We start from the raw sequence: 18,721 nt of genomic DNA on the forward strand, positions 1-18,721 counted from the left end.
CCGTCTGGACCATCCGCACCCTCGGGGCAGCCGCGGCCGTCCACTGCTTCAGACCCGGAGGGTGCGCACCACCAGCCGTGCCGGCAGTCGACGCAGGCGCAGGGGAAGCCGCGGGTACACCGCCCGGAGCACGCACCACAGGGCATCATCGCGGCGGGAGTCCACACCGTCCCAGTCGAGGCCGAGCTGCTGACGGATCCGCCCGGGCAGCATGCCGGCCGAGACGAACCGCACCAACGGCATCAGCCGCCGGAGCCACCCCGGCGCCGCCTCAGCGGTGAACAGGTCCCGGCAGATCGCCCGGGCGTCATCCGTCACCTCCAGGTTTCCGACGGCGGCGTCCCAGTACCGCGCGAAGGCCGCCCGATCCTCGGGCCAGAGGTCCGCGGGCATGCCCAGCAGGGTCCCCAGGACGGCGTAGTCGCGATAGACGGCCTCGGCCACGGCGTCGGCCGCGACCGGGTCGGCAGGGCCGGCAGTGTCTCCAGTGCTTCCCGCGGCCGCGGCCGACCATTCACCCCAGATCCGCCACCGCGTCTGCTCGGCCGCCCAGTAGAGGGTGGCCGTGACCCAGAGCTGGGCCTGCGGATCAGCGGCGGAGTAGGCCCGACCCGCCGCATCCGTGCCGTGGACCGGACCATGCGCTGCCCCCACCCGGCCCGCGACCCACTCCCGGGCCGCACCCGCCTCCGGGAGCACGGCGGCATAGACGAATTGCAGGGTGTGGCGCAGACGCTTGAGCGGGTCAGCGGCGAAGTCGGAGTGCCGTGCCACCCCGGCACCCACGGACGGATGGGAGACCTGCAGCAGGATCGCCGCCCCGGCGCCAGCCAGCACCACGGCCTCCCGGGCCAGATCCTCCGTGCTCGCCGGTGCACTCACCGCGGGCCTCCGGGCCCGCCTCGGCCACCCATTGGTCATTGCGGGCCTCCGGGCCCGCCTGGGCCAATCGTCCACCCGCGGTAGGCGGGCCGGCCGTCCTGCTGCCGGGCCGGCGTCGTGAAGGGTGCCGTGGAGACCGGGACGGCAGCGGTGGCGGGACGCTCCGGCACTGACGGCGCAGTCTCGTCAGTCTCCTGAACCACTTCCACAGCCTGTACCGCCTCCTGAACGGCCGCGTCCCGGGCCCGGTCACCCATGCCGGCCTCGGTCAGCACGGCGTCGAGGTTGCGGATGAACACCACGAGCCAGGCATAGATCACTCCGCCCATGGCCAGTTCGAAGCCGGTCAGGTTGTAGTAGCGCAACGGGAACCACAGCAGGGTCGCGATGATGCCCAGGCCGAGCATGAGGTAGGTGCCCACGTAGACGGCCGGCGGGAATCCGGGGAGCCAGATCTGGATGCTGGCCAGCAGCACCATGAACACCACGCCGAGGATGCGGATGAACGTGGAGTGGACGGGGTCGGAGAAGTTGATCGGGACCACCCCGGCGCCCATCATGCACAACCCGATGATGAACAGGGACCAGCGCAGCACGCCGATCCTCGCCTTGCGGATTCCCCTTCGAGCCCGGGCGCGCGCCCACGTGAACAGGTCCTGGGTGATGAAGGAGGACAGGGTGGTCAGCACCAGCCCGGAGACCGTGAGGGTGGTGTTGAAGGTCCAGAAGGACAGGATCCCGGCCTGCCCGGTGCCGAGCTCGGAGAAGAAGGCGTGCCACCAGAACGGGTTCTCCGCCAGGAGCATCGAGACGATCATCCCGGAGGCCATGAACAGCGCCAGCAGGGTGGACAGGGAACGGGTGGAGATCCGCGCCGAGGAGTTGAACCCGAGATATCCGGCCACAGTGCCGGTGAGCGTCAGCAACACCGTGGACGCGATGCCGTCTACGGTCAAGCCCGTGAAGGCCTCCTGGAACAGGCGGAACAAGGCCAGGCAGGCCATCACCGCAATCGCCGCGTGGACCACCACGAGCCCCACGGCGTCCGCCACCAGCCAGCCCCAGTGCCGCTGCGTCATCCACTGGTGGGTGGTGCGGGTGGAGCGCGCCAGTCCCACCAGGCAGGCGAGTCCGGCGGCCACGGCGGTCAGGATCGCCGCGGCGGTCCCCACCGACCAGTCGCCGGACAGGGGCGCGCGGCGCCCGAAGAACACCAGCAGCCCGACGGCGGCTCCCCCCGCTCCGGCGGCGATGGCCACCCAGATCGCCAGGGACTCACGGGCCACCGGGCTGGTGAGCCGGCCGACCGATAGGAGCCCTTCGAGCGGGCGGGGACGACCCTCCGGGGCCCTGGTCACCGACGGCCGACCGGTGGCGGTTGCTGGGGTTGAGCTGAAGTCCGTCACGATGTCGATGGTGGCACGCGGTGCTCACCCGGGCCCAATGCCCACCACGTCATGGACGGACTCACGGAACGGCCTTCTACCGTTGTGATGCCGACTCGACTATGCTGATTCATACTCCGTTCACCTTTTGTTCACTTTGCGAAGGCGGCGGACCCGCCGACGAGGGGTTGGCGGGACCACAGAAGGAGGTGCCCATGACCACCGATGTCATGACCGAGAACCCGGCCACCAAGGCCGAGACCCGCGCTGCCCGGGCGGCTGGCCGCCACGCGATGGCCCCCGCCGCCGGCAACGGCATGGACGGCGCATTGCCCACCGGGGCCAATCAGATCGTCCACGCCCACGTGCTGTCCCGTGGCGTCACTGACCTGCAGGCGACGTTCGCCCAGGTCCTGGACGGCGACCTCATCCGCCGCACCGTCCACGCCTCCTACCGCGAGCTGAACCGCACGGCGCGGCTGAAGACCTACCTGCCCACCCTCGCCCTGAACCAGGCCGAGAGCCACCTGCGCGAGATCGCCGCCCGCACCGCCGCGGCCGGCACTGCCGAGGCCGAGACCCTCGACGGGATGACAGCGGCGGCCTGATTCCCCACGTCCGTCAGGAGCAGCCATGACCACGCACCAGGACCCCTCGGACACGGCTCTGGACCATCAGGGTTCCGATGCCACCGATGTTGCCGAGGCAGCCGGATCCGTCCCGGAGCTGGACCGCCACGTCCTGGAACGAACGGCGTCCCACCTGCACGAGCGCTATGCCCAGGTGGCCGACCGCGCCACGGTCGACCGGATCCTGGAGGAGTCCTACCGGGAGATGGACCGCCGCGCCACCGTGAAGACCTTCCTGCCCCTGCTGGCCGGCCACTTCGCGGACAGCCAGTTGCGTTCCCTCGGGATCGCCCAGGGGATCATCGAGTCGCCCCTGCCCCGCGTGCTGTTCATTGACGACGCCAATGCCGGCCGGTCCCAGATGGCCGCCTCCTTGATGCTCAAGCACTCTGAGGGGCGGGTGACGGCCCGCTCCGCCGGCCTGGCGCCAGTGGGCCACCTCTATGAGGATGCCGTGGCCATCATGGCCGAGATCGGCATTCCCTTGGACCAGGCCTACCCGAAGCCACTGTCCGGGGACGTCCACGCCGCCGCCCAATTCGTGATCACCCTGTCCTGCGGCGACCAGGTGGAGCAGTTGCCCGGGAAGGACTACCGCGAGTGGGACATCCCCACCTTCGTGGGACGGCCCCTTGAGGACATTCGGGCCATGCGGGACGACCTCGAGGCGCGGGTGCTGGATCTGATGCGTGAGGTCGGCCCGGACACCGCCACCGGGGCTGAGTACGATCGTCGAGATCTTCCTCCCCTGCAGATGAGCGCCTGACATCCCCGCCCCACCCTCGTGCGGGCCCGGCGGCCTATCATCACCGCATGACTGACTCGACGCACGGGCCCGGCCACCAGCACGGTGCCGGATCATCGCGGAGCCGACTCGCGATCGCCTTCGGCATCACCGCCAGCATCCTCATCGCCGAGGTGATCGGCGCCTGGCTGACCGGGAGCCTGGCCCTGCTCGTGGACGCCGGCCACATGCTCACCGACGCCGGCGGCCTGCTGGTCGCGCTCATCGCGGCCAACCTGATGCTGCGTCCGCCCACCGACCGCCGGACCTGGGGACTACTCCGCACCGAGGTGCTGGCCGCCGGCGCCCAGGCCACGGTGCTGCTCGCCGTCGGGGTCTATGCGCTCATCGAGGGCCTCCGGCGCCTGGCCGAACCGGCCGACATCGACGCTGATGGGCTGCTGGTCTTCGGCATCATCGGCCTGGCCGGCAACCTGGTGGCACTGGCTGTCCTGGCCGGAGGACGAGACGGGTCGCTGAACCTGCGGGCGGCCTTCCTGGAGGTCGTCAATGACGCCCTCGGCTCGGTCGCCGTCATCATCAGCGCCGTGGTCGTCGCGACCACCGGATGGGCCCGCGCGGACGCCGTGGCCGGGATGGTCATCGCCGCACTCATCCTCCCGCGCGCGTTCGTGATCCTCCGGGAGGCCGGCAGCGTCCTGCTCGAGTCGGTTCCGCGGGAACTGGACCTCGCCGAGATCCGAACCCACCTGCTCGGGCAGCCCCACGTGCTCGAGGTCCATGACCTGCACGTGTCCCGGATCGACACCGGGACACCCGTGCTCACGGCCCATGTGGTGGTGGAGCACGGCTGCTTCGCGGACGGCCACAGCATGGAGATCCTGGGCTCACTGCAGGAGTGCGTGGCCGAGCACTTCGCGCTGCCCGTGGACCACAGCACCTTTCAGCTGGAGCCGCCCGGCCACCGGAAGCAGGAAGGGCACCTGCACTCCTGACCCGTGCCGGGTCCGTCGGCAGTACATACCCCCAGGGGGTAGTTGACGCAATACCCCAGAGGGGTATACCTTGGCGTCATGAGCACAGACATCACGGACCCTCATGGCGCCGCCGGCCTGGACGTCGCAGACGGGGCGCACCACGGGTACAGCCCCAGCAAGGACGCCTACCTCAAGCGACTGCGCCGCATTGAGGGGCAGGTGCGCGGCATCTCCAAGATGGTGGACGAGGACAAGTACTGCATCGACATCCTGACCCAGGTCGCCGCCGCCACGAAAGCCCTGCACGCCGTCAGCCTCGGCCTGCTCGAGGACCACATGGGCCACTGCGTGGCCGATGCCGCGCGCGAATCCCGGGACACCGGCAATGACGAGGCAGTGCAGGCCAAGGTCGCCGAAGCCACCGCCGCCATCGCCCGGCTCATGCGCTGACCGGCTCGCCGCGACCGTCCTGCACCACACGACCACCCCACGGAGGATCACCATGACCACCACCGACATCAAGATCAACGGCATGACCTGCAACCACTGCGTCGCGAGCGTCACCGAGGAACTCCAGGAACTGCCGGGCGTCACCGGCGTGGACGTCACCCTCGTGGCCGGAGGAACCTCCCTTGCCACCGTCGCCACCGAGGGACGCGCCCCGGCCCCCGAGGACCTGCAGGCCGCCGTCGAAGAGGCCGGCTACGCCGTGGCCATCCCCGGACTCGATCTGGCCTGATCCGGCTTGATGGGACCCGATTCGGTTGGTCCGGCAGGGGCACCGGCCGGACCAGAACCGGCGAGCGCCCGCTCGGCGGGACTGCAGCAGCGAGCAGCGGCCGGCAAGGGTCAGCGACGACCCGCAGTGGACATGAGATAGACAGGACAGTTTGCCATGAGCGACACAGTGAAGAGCGCAACCGCCGAAGACAGCGGCACTCGCCGGGTGGATCTGGAGATCACCGGCATGACGTGTGCCTCGTGCGTCGGCCGGGTGGAGCGCAAACTCGGCAAACTTGAGGGCGTCACCGCCACGGTCAACCTGCCCCTGGAGGCCGCTGCCGTCACGGTCCCGACCTCCGTCACCGACGAGGAGATCATCGCCGCAGTGGACCGGGCCGGCTACTCCGCCTCGATCCGCCGCGCGTCACAGGAGCACCCCGCCGCCGCCGTCACGGGGTCCGGCCACCCTGCGCCCGGCCACAGCGGGGAACCGGGCGGCGGCGGCCATGCCGGACACGAGGACCACCTGAAACACGGCCCCTCGGCCGACGTCATCAGACCTCGGCTCATCGGCGCGGCCGCCCTCACTCTTCCACTGTTCTTGATCTCCATGGTCACGGCCCTGCAGTTCCCCCACTGGGGCTGGGTGGCCTTGGCCCTAGCCACCCCGGTGACCTTCTGGTCGGCCTGGCCCTTCCACACCGCCGCCTTCAAGGCCGCCCGCCACGGTTCCTCCACCATGGACACCCTCGTCTCGATCGGCGTGCTCGCCGCCTGGGGGTTCTCCACGGCCGAACTCCTCCTGGACCCGGCCATGACCGCCCACGCGGGTGCCGCCATGGGCGGCGGAGGCATGGCCTCGATGGCCAATCACCAGCTGTACTTCGAGACCGCCGGCGTGGTCACCACCTTCCTGCTCCTCGGCCGCTGGCTGGAAGCGCGCGCCAAGAAGCGGGCCGGTCATGCACTGAAGTCATTGCTGGACCTCGGGGCCAAGACCGCCACGGTGCTGCGCGACGGCGTGGAGGTCACCGTTCCTGCGGCCCAGCTGGTGCCCGGCGACGAATTCGTCGTGCGTCCGGGTGAGAAGGTCGCCACGGACGGCTACGTGGTCTCCGGTCACTCCGCCGTGGACACCTCGCTGATCACCGGCGAGTCGGTCCCCGAGGAGGTCGGCCCGGAGGACACCGTCACCGGTGCCACCGTCAACACCTCCGGACGGCTGCTGGTCCGAGCCACCCGGACCGGCTCGGACACCACGCTGGCCCAGATGGGCCGGCTCGTCTCCGACGCCCAGACGGGCAAGGCCCCGATCGCCCGGCTGGCGGACCGCATCTCCGCGATCTTCGTGCCGATCGTACTGATGATCGCCGTAATCACCTTCGCCCTCTGGCTCTTCTTCTCAGGTGACCTGCATGCGGCCTTCCGCGCCGCCGTCGCGGTTCTGGTCATCGCCTGCCCCTGCGCGCTGGGACTGGCCACTCCCGTCGGCCTGCTGGCCGGCACCGGCCGCGCCTCACAGCTGGGCATCCTCATCCGCGGTCCGGAGGTCCTCGAGGACACCCGCACCGTGGACACGATCGTGCTGGACAAGACCGGCACCGTGACGGCCGGCGACCTCGCCGTCACCTCCATCACGCCCCTCAACGGCCACGACGCAGATCAGGTCCTCCGCCTGGCCGGGGCGGTGGAGTCGCACTCCGAGCACCCCATCGCCGCCGCGATCACCACGGCAGCCCGTGACGCCGCGGCCTCCTCCGGCACCACCCTCCCCGACGTGGACCGCTTCACCTCGGCGGCCGGCGGCGGCGTCCAAGGCCTGGTCCAGCACACCGCACCCGGCCCCGGTGCCGGTCCCGGCGAGGCTGACTCGGCAGTTGCCGTGGCGATAGGGCGTCAATCTCAACACCAACTGACGACTCAAGCGCTGGGTGCACCTGGCCCGGCTGCCCCCTGGACTCATACGGTGGCGGCCGGGCGGCCCAGCTACATCTCCACCCAGGTGGACTCCGGTGCCCTGACCACCGCCGAGGAACGGCAGCTCGCCGACGCCGAGGCGGCCGGCGCCACCGCGATCTGGGTGTCCGTGGACGGCCAGATCGCCGGGATCATCTCCCTGCAGGACACCATCAAGGAGTCGTCGGCTCCGGCGATCGCCGAGTTCGTCCGGCTCGGACTGCGCCCCATCCTGCTGACCGGGGACAACGCGCAGGTCGCCGCTCAGGTGGCGGCCGCCGTCGGGATCTCCGCGGGGGACGTGTTCGCCGGGGTGCGCCCCGAGGACAAGGTGGCCAAGGTGACCGAGCTGCAGGAGGCCGGCCGAGTGGTGGCCATGGTGGGCGACGGCGTGAACGATGCCCCCGCCCTGGCCCAGGCCGACCTCGGGATCGCCATGGGATCCGGCACGGACGTGGCCCGCGAGGCCGCCGACATCACGGTGATGGGCTCCTCGTTGGGCCAGGTGGTCCAGTCGGTGCAGCTCAGCCGCAAGACGCTGGGCATCATCAAGTCGAACCTGTTCTGGGCTTTCGCCTACAACACGCTCGGCATCCCGGTGGCCGCCCTCGGCCTCCTCATCCCGATGCTCGCCGGCGCAGCCATGGCCGCCAGCTCCGTCCTGGTGGTCGCGAACTCCCTGCGGTTGACGCGGTTCGGACGCTGACCGACCCGCGCTAGAACAGGTACCCCGCGGGCGGCACCAACTGTGCGAACTCAGCCAGCACGTACATCGCACCCACGATGCAGATCGTGTACACCGCCGTGGGGATCACCCTCATCCTCGCCACCACCAGCAGGAAGACGGCGGCGAAGACGCCCGACCCCGCCAGCATGCCCAAAATGAAGACGAGCCAGATGTAGGTCAGGATCCATGCGATGGACCAGCCTACGATCCTGAGCCGGTTCTTCCAGGCATCATCGAACCGACCAAGACCACCGTGTTCCCGTACCCGCACGACATCGCGCCCCAGGCTGAGCAGGGCCAGCAGGATGCCCACCGCTCCGACGGCCAGGGGAAACAGTCGCCCGTTTTCCGAGAATTCCCCGGACAGCAAGACGGCCGCGATGAAGAACACCAGCGCGAGCACGGAGACCGCCATCTCGACGAACGGGGGGACAGGCATATCCGACTTCTCCGAAAGCTGTACTGACGCCTCAGCGGCCTTGGTCCGCTTCTTCATCCGACGGAACAGGGGTACCGCCACTGCTCCCAGCAAGATCACCATGATGACGAGGACGAAAGGACGCGTCATCCATTCACCGGCCGTGAAGGCGTTCACCGTCAGGAAGTAGTACCGCTCCAACGGTTCGGCGAGGACGAAGGCGATGAGGAACGGGGCCCGCGGGATGTTGGTGACCTTACAGATCCAGCCGATGATTCCGAGCAGCAACATCAGGTAGAAGACGTTCAAGTTCAACGGTTCCTGAAACCCGCTCATGAAGAGGATCGGGATGAGCGCTGCGGCCAGGACGGGGAAAGAGACGAAGCTCAATCGCGCCAGGGGACGGGCCAGGAAGAAGGCCAGAGCTGCGCCGATCACGCTCGCAATCGCGAAGGCCCAGACGATCAGGTACACCAAATCCAGATCGTTGGTGATGAGTGACGGACCGGGCTGGACCCCGAAGATCAGCAGTACGCCCAAGAGCAGTGCGAAGGGCGCGGCACCGGGGACACCGAAGAGCAACGTGGGGATCAGCGCACCGGATTCGATACCGTTGCTTGCCGCGGACGGGGCGATCACGCCGCGGGGGTCACCCTGGCCGAATCTGGAACCCGCTCGCCGGCTGGCGAAGGCCTGGGCCTGCCCGTAGGCCAGCCAGGATCCGGCCGTGGACCCCACGCCCGGAAGCATGCCGACGCCTACGCCGACCGCAGAGCCCCGAAGCACATCGGACTTGTGGGACACCACGTCCTTGGCACCCTGCCGCCACCCTCCGCCCAGCGCGATGCGATTCTCCGTGGACACCGCACTCTTCTTGGCGACGAGGTCGATGATCTCCGCTAGACCGAAGATGCCCAGCGCGGCGGCGACGAGGCCGATTCCGTCGGTCAGGAACTCGGAGCCGAAGGTGTACCGGTATTCCGCGGAAACGGGGGATACGCCGATGAGCCCCAAGGCCAGACCGAAGGCGGAGATCAGCAGACCCTTGATGACGTTGCCCTTGGACAACAGAGCCGTGAGGAACACGCCCATGACGATCAGGGCGAAGATCTCGGGGGACCCGAAGGCGGTCACGATGGGCGCTGCGATCGGCACGATCAAGGTCAGGACGACAATGCCGATGAGCCCGCCGATCATGGACGAGATGAAGCTGGCCGACAGGGCACGTCCACCCTGGCCCTTCTTCGCCATCTCGTGTCCGTCCAGAAGGAACACGGAGGCCGCTGCCGAACCGGGGATACCCAGGACCACAGAGGTGATCACGTCGGAAGTGTGGACCACCGCCACCGCCCCGATGATCATGGCAATGGCTTGATTCGGTTCGAGAATGAACACGAACGGCATGAGTACGGCCACCGCACCCGTTCCGCCCAGGCCGGGTATGACTCCGATGATGATTCCCACAACCACGCCGATGCCCAAGAAGAGGAGCATGGCCGGATCCGTGAAGGCCGCCAAGGCCTCTGTTGCTGCTTCTAGCATGTCAGTACCCTCAGATCAGTCCAGTACGGCGTCGTACTTGTCTTCGAGGAGGTGTTTGGTGAAGGCCAAGACTTCCTCGTCCAATTGCAGCGCCCTGCGGAAATCGCCTCGTGCGTCCGCGCCGGAGACGAGCTCGTATCCACCCAGGGCATCCTTCGTCTCCTCGATGAACGATGCGTCCTCGTTAAGTGCGGCGACCATTCGGCCATAGTCCTCGACCACGGCGGCGTCCGTGCCTGCGTTGGCCCACAGCCCCTTCTGGTAGAAGAAGCCGGGGACCACGAACGCCTGGAAGGCGTTGTAGGCCAGCTGCTGCTGTTCGGTGTGGCTGCCCAGCCCCGCGAACACCTCGGCGAAGGTGGGGATGTCCGGAAGATTGGTGTCACGGACGACCTCGCCGTCCTGCAGGCTGCCGACGGCGAACAGGGGGACCGCATCTCCGGAATCGACCATCGGCTGGACTTGGGACAGGTAAGAGGACGTGGTCTGGAAGTCCAGGTCGGCCTCGCCCCGTTGCACTGCCAACCGGGTGGGTCCGCGTCCCTCCATGCCGAAGACACCGCGGATGTTCGCGCCCATCGCCTCAAGGGCCAACAAGGGGACTAGATCCAGGCCGGAGGCGGACATCCCCCCGTATCGGTACTGATGGGAGCTGCCGATCAGATCCTCGACGGAGGTGATGCCACTCTCCGTGCTCGTCCATAGCACCGCACCGGTCCCGTTCAGGGCCAGGGGCTCCATGCGGGCGAAGTCGAACTCGACCGTGCTCTGGCCCAGCATGCTCTGAAAGTAGGTGGTCGCCGAAGCCACGAGAGTCTGCTGGCCGTTGGTGACGCCGGCGCGGATGAAGGCATTGGTGCCGGTGATCGATTCCCCGCCCGGCACGTTCTCGACCTGGTACCGGTCGACGCCGGATTGGAGGTCCGCGAAATAGGGTGTGATGAAGCGGGCCCAGGTATCAGTGCCTCCACCCGTTCCATAGGGCACCACCACATCCACGATGCCCTGGCCTGATGGCTTGTACTTCGTCTGCACTGGTGCACACCCGACCACCCCCATCAGAGCGGCGAAGGAGCCTGTGCCGAGCAGAGTCCTGCGTGAGATCTTCCCGTTCACAGCATGACCTCCTGACTCTCCGTGTCGAGAGCCTGTACAAATTGACGATCCGACAATGACAGCCGGGCCTCGGCCAGGGTCCGGGCCGTCCTCTGCACCCCGACGGTCCGGCCCAGGAGACTCTGTTCAGTGAGGGTGACGAGGATACCGACGGGGATCCGGATCCTGAGTTCGCGCGACACCGCGGTGTTGATCGCCTCCTCCACCACCGTCCCGACGGTCAGCGCCGCGACGGTGACGCCGACGCTGCCCGTGATGGGCATCGCCGGATGGGGCTTGCCCATCGACATCATGAGGACCTGAAGATCGGCCTCATCGTCGGGCGACGCACTCACCAGGCCCACTTTCGGAACGGCCCGTTCGGCCTTCGCGGGGGAATCGGCCAGGCCCATTGACACCGCCGCGGCACGGCGGATCTCCTCCAGCTCACCGAGCCGAGACGTGGCCTCCGCAACCCAGGAGTCGTAATCTCCGACGTCCAGACCGAAGCTCACGGCATCGATCAGGACAACCGGGGCGCCGGCGTCCACCATGCTGACCACCGCGGCCCTCCCCTCACCGTAGGTGATCTCTGTTCGAGGCCCACCCGAAGGCAGCAGAGCACCGGTGGTCCGCCCTTCTGGAGATAGGAACCCCAGACTCACGCCATGGCCCGCGAAGACGGCCCCGGGGATCCGCATTTGCGGGTCATCGGGCAACCGCCCCTGGGGCGTGGAGATCGTCTGGATGATCGTCTGGCCGGTATTCGTGTTGAAGGTGCGCACCTCGGTGACATCGTCACCCATCGGAACCCAGCCCTGCTCGATGGCGTACAACCCGACGGCGGCCGAGCAATTTCCGCAATTGCTGCCCCAGTCCACCTTGGCCTCCTCAATACCAACTTGAGCAAAGGTGAAGCTCACATCCGAAACCGAACCATCCTCACGCTTCACAACCAAGGCCTTGCTCGTCGTCGATGTCGCACCACCGACGCCGTCTAGCTGCCGGGGATCGGGGCTGCCGAAAATCCGAGGCAGGAGGGCATCGGCAGTGAATCCCGTGGCCTCCACAGCTGAGGCCTCGAAGACCCAGCACTTGCTTGTGCCTCCGCGCATCCAGTGTGCATTGATCATCATCGACTGTTACTCCTGTCACCCTCAAAGTTCGTGGAGCCCAGTGTGGTGTGCCTCATTACTTAAGCACAATGTGAATCTGATACATGTTCTTGTAGCTTTGCTTCATCCAAGTCGCCCGACGGGCGCCAAAATGAGTCGCCGTCATGCACTCTGAGGTGCTCTACAGCTGCTCTTGTCTGCAACTAACACCGTGCAATAAGCACCCCGGGTCCTCGGACTTCATGTAGCAACTCTTCAGCTCTATTGGTCATAGCTACACTGACTTACATGACAGTGTTCGACACAAAACGGCTCGAGGTCTTTGTCCGAACGGTCGAGGCCGGTTCCATCACGGCTGCCGCGGACGAGATGGCCTACACCGCCTCCGCCGTCTCTCAGCAACTGCGGCGCCTAGAAGTGGAGGCCGGCCAACCCCTCTTGCGTCGGCGATCCCGGGGAGTGGTCCCCACCGAGGCCGGCATGGTGCTGGCGGCACACGCCCGCAAGATCCTGCGCCAGATGGACGCCGCCCACGCCGACCTCGACGACCTGACCACCGGCAAGCGTGGCTCGCTGGTGATCGGCGCCTTCCCCACGGTGGCGTCTTCCTTCCTCCCACTGGTCATCGAGCGCTTCAGCAGCCAGTATCCATCCGTGTCCCTGTCCATCCGCAGCACCCGGATCGACACCCTGGTGACTGACCTTGAACGGGGGCAAACACACCTCAGCCTCCTCTGGGATCACCCCTGGCGACCGCTCAGCACGGATGGCATCAAGGTCGAGGAGCTCTTCCGTGAGCCGTTCGTCGTGCTGGTATCCAACCACCACCGCTTGAGCCGGGCTCAGGAGGTCGGTATGACCGACCTGGCCCGGGAGTCCTGGGTGGTCCGCGCGTCGGAGCACCCGGTCGTCGAGGTCTTGGACCGGGCCGCTACGGCCGCAGGGTTCCGGCCATCGATCTCGATGTATGCGAACGATTATCAGGAGGCGCAAGCCATGGTCAGCGCCGGGATCGGGGTGGCGCTGGCCCCCCACAGCGCGGTGACGATCAAGCACCCTGGGGTCAGTGTCCTCAGTCTCGGCAGCGAGGCCCCCGAACGCCGCATCATGGTGGGTCAGCGCGAGGAGCGCGTGTACTCCCCCGCCGAGGTGGCCTTCAAGGGCGCCCTCCTCGACACCGTCCGCGAACTCTGGCCCGGCACTGCGAGGTCATGAAACCCCTTGGCCTGGCGGGGCGGCCAGTCGAGCTCAGCCTAGACGGAGGTCCGTTCCGGCACGGCGGCCCGCTCGGGCACCGGGCGCTGATCGAACACTGTGCACCCGACCTCCTGCTCGGCCTGGTTGTGGATGGACAGGTCGATCCCGGAGCGGTCCCGGACCAGGCTCACGGCGATCAGCGCGACCACGCACATCCCGATGAGATAGACGGCGATGGACCCGGAGGAGCCGGTGGCGTCCAGGAGGGCCTGGGCGATCATGGGCGCGAACGCCCCGCCGAGGATGGCGCCGATCGCGTAGGAGATGGACACCCCGGAGAAGCGGATGGAGGCGGGGAAAAGCTCTGAGTAGAGGGCGGCCTGCGGCCCATAGGTCAGGCCGGTGCCGATGCAGATGATCCCCAGGCCCAGGTAGAGGTTGGCCAGGCTGCCGGTGTCGATGAGCAGGAACAGGGGCCAGACCGCCAGGATCAGCCAGACATAGCCGAGCTGATACGTCCGTTTCCTCCCGATGTAGTCCGAGAGGATTCCAGCCCCGAGGGTGGACAGCAGCCACACCGCGGCGGCGAACGTCATGGCGATCAGCACGTCGGTGTTGTCCAGCCCGACGTCGTCCGAGGTGGCATAGGAGGGGATGAATCCGCCCGTGGACATGTAGCCCACCGAGTTGTTGCCCACGAAGATCAGCGAGGCCAGGAGCACCAGGTGCCAGTACTTGCGGAACAGTTCCACGATCGGGACACTCGTCTGCTCCTTCTTCTCGGCCATCTCCTTGAACACCGGGGACTCGTCCACGGCCATCCGGACGAAGTAGCCGACGCCGATCAACACCACGGAGGCGATGAAGGGAATCCGCCATCCCCACTCGATGAACTGCTCCCCGGGCGAGATGACGCCGGTCATCAGCGCGGTCACCCCGGTGGCCAGCAGCAAGCCCAGGGGTACCCCCAGCTGCGGCATGGAGCCCGCCAGTCCGCGGCGCTTCGCCGGGGCGTGTTCCACGGCCATCAGCGCCGCCCCACCCCACTCGCCACCCGCGGAGACGCCCTGCAGCACGCGCAGGAGAATCAGCATGATCGGCGCGAGGACCCCGGCAGACGCGTACGTCGGCAACAGGCCGATCAGCGTGGTGGCCCCGCCCATCATGATGAGCGTGACCACCAGGATGACGCGGCGGCCCAGTTTGTCTCCGTAGTGGCCCGCCAGGAACGCCCCGAGCGGGCGGAACAGGAAGGAGATACCCACCGACGCGAAGGACAGCAGCAGGCCGATCGACTCCCCCGCCGGCTCGAAGAACAGCTGGGAGAAGACCAGGCCGGCCATGGTCGCGTAGATGAAGAAGTCGTACCACTCCACGGTGGTGCCCACCAGGGTGGCGGCAGCGACGCGGCGTTGGTTGGCCCGGTCAGAGTGTCGGGTTTCAGTCATGGGTACCTCGTTGGGTGGTGCTGAGAAGATGTGCGTGGCCTCCGGGGCAGGCCGGGGTCAGGGGGTGAAGATCGGCTCGAAGAAGGCCGCAAGTTCATCCGTGGCGCCCAGCGGGAGCACCGCGGCGACGTACTGGTCCGGACGGACCACCACGATCACGCCGTCGCGGCTCAGGCCGCGCGCCTCGAAGAAGTCGTCCTCCGGGTCCACGCCCCAGACCTTGTTGAGGTTGGAGACCTGGAACCGGCCGACCTGCGGGCGGAAGATCGAGGGCGTCTTCATCAGCTCCACCTCCTCGTGGGGCTGCTGGTACATCACCTGGACGTCGAACAGGGCGTCCAGGTCCCGGCCCGCGGGGGTGAAGCGGCGGACCGGGGAGTCCTCGGAGTCCAGCCAGTCGGCCCAGGTCCGCAGTGCCGAGTCCTGGGCGGAGGAGACGGCGGCATCGGCGAAGGCATAGATCCGCCAGCGCCCGTCCGCCGTGTGCTGGTGACCGAAACGGTGCGGAGTGGTGTCGGAGACGCGCTTGGCCGGGTGCGCCTTGAAACGCTTGCCGAGGGGGAACCCGTTGGCCAGCCCCTGGTGGGAGGCCTCGGCCACGAGCAACCCGGCGGGGTACTCCGTCATGAAGCCCGCCGGGAACTCCGCGGTCTTCTGGTAGTAGTCCTCCAGGGCGGTGGCACTCTCCAGCTCCTCCGGTTTGGCGGCCATCATCGAGGACCACTCGCGGTCGAAGTCGATGAGCTTCTGGGCCACCGGCTGCCGCTCGGCCGAGTAGGTGGACAGCAGCGCTTCCGGGCTGAGCCCGGTCAGCACGTGGCCCAGCTTCCAGCCGAGATTGAACGCGTCCTGGATGGAGACGTTCATGCCCTGGCCGGCCTTCGCCGAGTGGGTGTGGCAGGCGTCCCCGGCGATGAACACATGGGGGTGCCGCTGGCCGACGTCCTCTGCCAGGACGTCGTCGAACCGGTCAGTCACCCGGTGACCGACCTCGTAGACGCTCCACCAGGCCACGTCCTTCACGTCCACCGTGTAGGGCGAGACGATCTGGTTGGCCTGGGCGATGATCGACTCGATCGGGGTCTTGCGCACAGCGCCCGCATCGTTCTGGTCCACCTCACCGAGGTCCACGTACATCCGGAACAGGAAGCCGCCCTCGCGCGGGATGTGCAGGATCGAGCCGTGCTCGGACTGGATGGCGCACTTGGTGCGGATGTCCGGGAAGTCGGTCTCCGCGATGACGTCCATGACGCCCCAGGCGTGGTAGGACACGGCGCCCACGTGCTGCGCCCCGATGTCCCGGCGGACCTTCGAGTGCGCTCCGTCTCCGCCGACGACGTACTTGGTGCGGATGGTCCGGGTCTCGCCCGGGCTCACGCCGCCGTCGGGCGTCTCTCCGGTGCGCTTCAGCGTGACGGTCACCGGGTACTCACCCTCGCCCACCTCGAGGGACACGAACTCCCAGCCCCAGTAGGGCTCGGTGCGGGACGGCGCGTGACGGGCGAAGCGGGCGAAGTAGTCCAGCACCCGGGCCTGGTTGACGATCAGGTGTGGGAACTCGCTGACACCGGCCGGGTCGTCGACGGCCCGTGCGGTCCGGATGATGTGGCCGCTCTCCTGCGGATCCGGCTTCCAGAAGTTCATCTCGGTCAGGTGATAGGCCTCCGCGACGATCTCCTCGGCGAACCCGAAGGCCTGGAACGTCTCGACACTCCGGGCCTGGATGCCGTCGGCCTGGCCGATCCCCAGCCGCTCCGGACGGCGGTCGACGAGGCAGGTCATGACCTCGGGAAAGCTGGCCAGCTGGGCGGTGGCGGTCATGCCGGCCGGTCCTGCGCCGACCACCAGGACGTCCATGGTCTCGGGCAGCTCGGGGGAACGGTCCACGCCCACGCCGGCGGCGGGCTGCACCCGCGGGTCCCCGGACACGTACCCGTTGTGGTGAAACAGCATGTGGTCTCCTCTGCAGGTGTTCTAACGTTCTATTCAGTGGTGCCGGTGGCACACCAGGTGTCGGCGAGGGCCTCGGTGGCGCGGGCCAGGAGGGCGACGTCGGCCCCGACGTTGATGAAGTCGGCGCCGGCCGCCAGGTAGTCCCGAGCCTGGTCCGGGGCGAAGGCGTTGACGCCGACGAAGGTGCCGGCCTCCCGGGCCTGCCCGATCACGGCCTTCACCGCGGCGACGACGTCCGGGTGGTTCTGCTGCCCGAGCAGCCCCATGGAGGCGGCCAGGTCCGAGGGACCGATGAAGATCCCGTCCACGCCGTCCACGGCCGCGATCTGCCCGGCGGCGGCGACGGCGGCCGCGGACTCGATCTGCACCACCAGGGTCACCAGTTCTCCGGCACGGGCCAGGTAGTCCGGGACGCGGTTCCAGCGCGCCGAGCGCGCCAGGGCGGACCCGACCCCGCGTATCCCGCGCGGCGGGTAGTGCATCGCCCGGACGGCACGCTCGGCGTCCTCGGGGCTGTCCACCATCGGGATGACAAGGGACTGCGCCCCCAAATCCAGGTATTGCTTGACCAGCACGGGGTCCAGCGCGGGCACCCGGACCACGGGGATGACCGGGTATCCGGCCATGGCCCGCAGGTGGGACTGGATGGTCTCCAGGCCCAGCGGGGCGTGCTCACCGTCGATCAGGAGGAAATCCATACCGGCGCAGGCGCAGATCTCGGTGACGGATGGGTCGGCCGAGTTGATGAACATCCCGGCCGCCGCCCGGCCGTCCCGGTCGGCGCGGGCCCGCGCGCTGAACAGGTCCTTGAGGCTGGGCTGTGGCTCTAGGCGAATTGGCATGTCACGGTCCCCAGGTTTCCGTAGTCGGCGTAGACGGTGTCCCCGGCGTACACCCACATGGGCCGGGTGAAGGAACCGGCGAGGATGATCTCCCCGGCCTCCAGCACGTCCCCGTGCCCGGCGATCCGGTTCGCCAGCCAGTGCACTCCGTTGGCCGGGTGGTTGAGCACCCCGGCGGCCACCCCCGTCTCGATGATCTCCTGGTTGCGGGACAGCATCCCGGCCACCCAGCGCAGGTCCACGGCATCGGGCGCCACTGGGCGGCCGCCGAACACCATGGCGCCCATCGCGGCGTTGTCACTGATGGTGTCCGTGATCGTGCGCCCCTCCATCTCGATCCGGGAGTCCAGCACCTCCAGTGCCGGCACCACGTACTCGGTGGCGCGCAGGACGTCGAACAGCGTCACTCCCGGGCCGGCCAGGGTGTCCTTCAGCACGAAGGCCAGCTCCATCTCGACCCGCGGATGCGTGTAGCGCGACCACTCGAAGACGTGGCCGGACTCCATCACCATGTCGTCGAAGATCACCCCGTAGTCCGGTTCATCGATCCCGGTGGCATCCTGCATGGCCTTGGAGGTCAGGCCGATCTTGTGACCGACCTTCTTCCGGCCGGCGTCGATCTGCCGCTGGGCCCAGATCCCCTGGACCGCGTACGAGTCCTCGATCCCCATGTCCGGGTACCGTGCCGTGAGCAGCGGAACCGGCGTCCGGTCCTCACCGGCCCGGTGCAGCTCGTCGGCGATCGCCGTGTGCGTTGAGTGCTCAAGCATGTCCGTGCGTCCCCTGCCTCTACAGCTGGTGTCCGAGTTTGAAGCCCTTGGCGGCCTCACCCTGGTGGGTGCCGTCCTCGTCGCCGGGACGGGTGTAGGAGAAGCCGTCAGCGCCGATGGTCACGTCCATCTCGGACTTCTCCTCGCGGGCCGTGACCTCCTGCGGGTTGCCGTCCAGGTCCAGCACGAGGGAGGCCTCGGTGTACCAGGAGGGGACGACCGGGTTGCCCCAGAAGTCGCGGCGCTGGTTGTCGTGCACATCCCACGTGACGACGGGGTTGTCCGGGTCGCCGGTGTAGTAGTCCTGGGTGTAGATC

Annotated in this window: 16 protein-coding genes and 1 pseudogene; 7 read left to right on the plus strand and 10 right to left on the minus strand. The window is 68.0% G+C overall.

Annotation, left to right across the window (positions count from 1 at the left end; translation table 11 throughout):
• Positions 1-48: 48 nt before the first annotated feature.
• Together RUH65_RS07005 and RUH65_RS07010 are read right to left on the minus strand one after the other, a co-directional pair.
• Positions 49-882 carry an oxygenase MpaB family protein gene (locus RUH65_RS07005; protein ID WP_313816599.1) on the minus strand — a complete coding sequence of 278 codons (834 nt, stop codon included), beginning with the start codon at positions 880-882 and terminating at the stop codon, positions 49-51.
• A gap of 35 nt (positions 883-917) precedes the next feature.
• Entirely contained in the window at positions 918-2,168 is a 1,251-nt protein-coding gene (locus tag RUH65_RS07010) for a hypothetical protein (RefSeq protein WP_313816600.1), read from the minus strand.
• A gap of 314 nt (positions 2,169-2,482) precedes the next feature.
• Here RUH65_RS07010 and RUH65_RS07015 point away from each other — a divergent pair, with 314 nt between their 5' ends.
• From RUH65_RS07015 to RUH65_RS07040, 6 genes are all read left to right on the plus strand, one after another.
• On the plus strand, positions 2,483-2,875 hold the full coding sequence (locus RUH65_RS07015; RefSeq protein WP_313816601.1) for a three-helix bundle dimerization domain-containing protein: 393 nt from the start codon (positions 2,483-2,485) through the stop codon (positions 2,873-2,875).
• Between the two features lie 25 nt (positions 2,876-2,900).
• The gene (locus RUH65_RS07020; RefSeq protein ID WP_313816602.1) at positions 2,901-3,662 is read left to right on the plus strand and encodes a three-helix bundle dimerization domain-containing protein; all 762 of its coding nucleotides are present in this window, start codon (positions 2,901-2,903) and stop codon (positions 3,660-3,662) included.
• A 47-nt stretch (positions 3,663-3,709) separates the two neighbouring features.
• Positions 3,710-4,636: a cation diffusion facilitator family transporter gene (locus tag RUH65_RS07025; protein WP_313816603.1), complete on the plus strand. Its 927-nt coding sequence runs from the start codon at positions 3,710-3,712 to the stop codon at positions 4,634-4,636.
• 78 nt (positions 4,637-4,714) lie between these two features.
• On the plus strand, positions 4,715-5,068 hold the full coding sequence (locus RUH65_RS07030) for a metal-sensitive transcriptional regulator (RefSeq protein WP_313816604.1): 354 nt from the start codon (positions 4,715-4,717) through the stop codon (positions 5,066-5,068).
• A 52-nt stretch (positions 5,069-5,120) separates the two neighbouring features.
• Complete coding sequence (locus RUH65_RS07035) at positions 5,121-5,357, plus strand: heavy-metal-associated domain-containing protein (RefSeq protein WP_313816605.1); 237 nt, start codon at positions 5,121-5,123, stop codon at positions 5,355-5,357.
• Between the two features lie 156 nt (positions 5,358-5,513).
• On the plus strand, positions 5,514-8,003 hold the full coding sequence (locus RUH65_RS07040) for a heavy metal translocating P-type ATPase (protein ID WP_313816607.1): 2,490 nt from the start codon (positions 5,514-5,516) through the stop codon (positions 8,001-8,003).
• 10 nt (positions 8,004-8,013) lie between these two features.
• Here the strand turns inward: RUH65_RS07040 and RUH65_RS07045 are convergent, their stop codons facing one another.
• Genes RUH65_RS07045 through RUH65_RS07055 form a run of 3 tightly spaced genes read right to left on the minus strand, consistent with a single transcriptional unit; the run spans position 8,014 to position 12,215 of the window.
• A complete protein-coding gene (locus RUH65_RS07045; protein WP_313816608.1) occupies positions 8,014-9,984 on the minus strand; it encodes a tripartite tricarboxylate transporter permease in 1,971 nt (656 codons plus the stop codon).
• Between the two features lie 15 nt (positions 9,985-9,999).
• The gene (locus tag RUH65_RS07050) at positions 10,000-11,100 is read right to left on the minus strand and encodes a hypothetical protein (protein ID WP_313816609.1); all 1,101 of its coding nucleotides are present in this window, start codon (positions 11,098-11,100) and stop codon (positions 10,000-10,002) included.
• Positions 11,097-12,215 (minus strand): PrpF domain-containing protein, encoded by a 1,119-nt coding sequence (locus RUH65_RS07055; protein ID WP_313816610.1) that lies wholly within the window; start codon positions 12,213-12,215, stop codon positions 11,097-11,099. The genes RUH65_RS07050 and RUH65_RS07055 overlap by 4 nt, the downstream gene beginning before the upstream one ends.
• 267 nt (positions 12,216-12,482) lie before the next feature.
• On the opposite strand from RUH65_RS07055, the gene RUH65_RS07060 reads away from it, so the two are divergent.
• Positions 12,483-13,409 (plus strand): LysR family transcriptional regulator, encoded by a 927-nt coding sequence (locus tag RUH65_RS07060; RefSeq protein ID WP_313816612.1) that lies wholly within the window; start codon positions 12,483-12,485, stop codon positions 13,407-13,409.
• 38 nt (positions 13,410-13,447) lie between these two features.
• On the opposite strand, the gene RUH65_RS07065 is transcribed toward RUH65_RS07060, so the two are convergent.
• The 5 genes and pseudogenes from RUH65_RS07065 to RUH65_RS07085 all read right to left on the minus strand — a co-directional run.
• The gene (locus RUH65_RS07065; protein WP_313816613.1) at positions 13,448-14,839 is read right to left on the minus strand and encodes an MFS transporter; all 1,392 of its coding nucleotides are present in this window, start codon (positions 14,837-14,839) and stop codon (positions 13,448-13,450) included.
• 57 nt (positions 14,840-14,896) lie between these two features.
• Positions 14,897-16,792, minus strand: a complete 1,896-nt coding sequence (locus RUH65_RS07070; protein WP_313816614.1) for an FAD-dependent monooxygenase — start codon at positions 16,790-16,792, stop codon at positions 14,897-14,899.
• Positions 16,793-16,821: 29 nt separating this feature from the next.
• A complete protein-coding gene (locus RUH65_RS07075) occupies positions 16,822-17,634 on the minus strand; it encodes an HpcH/HpaI aldolase/citrate lyase family protein (RefSeq protein WP_313816615.1) in 813 nt (270 codons plus the stop codon).
• The gene (locus RUH65_RS07080; RefSeq protein ID WP_313816616.1) at positions 17,619-18,404 is read right to left on the minus strand and encodes a fumarylacetoacetate hydrolase family protein; all 786 of its coding nucleotides are present in this window, start codon (positions 18,402-18,404) and stop codon (positions 17,619-17,621) included. The genes RUH65_RS07075 and RUH65_RS07080 overlap by 16 nt, the downstream gene beginning before the upstream one ends.
• 19 nt (positions 18,405-18,423) lie before the next feature.
• A pseudogene (locus tag RUH65_RS07085) lies at positions 18,424-18,721 on the minus strand (3,4-dihydroxyphenylacetate 2,3-dioxygenase); the annotation flags it as partial.

Source organism: Citricoccus sp., from assembly GCF_032154715.1.
Taxonomy (GTDB): Bacteria; Actinomycetota; Actinomycetes; order Actinomycetales; family Micrococcaceae; genus Citricoccus.